Origin of the sequence: Marinobacter sp. UBA2498 (assembly GCF_002341575.1) — a bacterium.
Taxonomy (GTDB): domain Bacteria; phylum Pseudomonadota; class Gammaproteobacteria; order Pseudomonadales; family Oleiphilaceae; genus Marinobacter; species Marinobacter manganoxydans.
Genome location: NZ_DDOI01000033.1, coordinates 657 through 982 on the forward strand (window position 1 = coordinate 657; position 326 = coordinate 982).

1 protein-coding gene is annotated in these 326 nt (G+C 59.8%); it reads right to left on the reverse strand.

The annotated features are described in order from the left end of the window. Positions 1-77 precede the first annotated feature (77 nt). On the reverse strand, positions 78-326 hold a 249-nt coding region (locus B2W52_RS03380; protein WP_286801278.1), incomplete at its 5' end, for an orotidine 5'-phosphate decarboxylase / HUMPS family protein.

Sequence of the window (326 nt, forward strand, 5' to 3'; positions counted from 1 at the left end):
GTGTTTTGGAAAGCCCTGCCAGCTGTCCCTGCCACCATTACTCAAAGGCTAGGTCAGGATTCGAGGGCCGGATAGGGCTAGAGTCCAATCACTTCGGAGTGAATAGCCTCCAAGGAAGCCAGCGGGTCAGACGCCTGAGTAATCGGACGGCCGATCACGAGGTAATCGGAACCGGCTTTGAGGGCATCTGTGGGCGTCATGATGCGCTGCTGGTCGCCTTTATCGGCCGTCAGGGGGCGGATACCCGGTGTGATCAGTTTGAAGTCGGCGCCCTGCTCGACTTTAAGCTTCGGTGCCTCCTGGGCGGAGCAGACGACGCCGTCGAG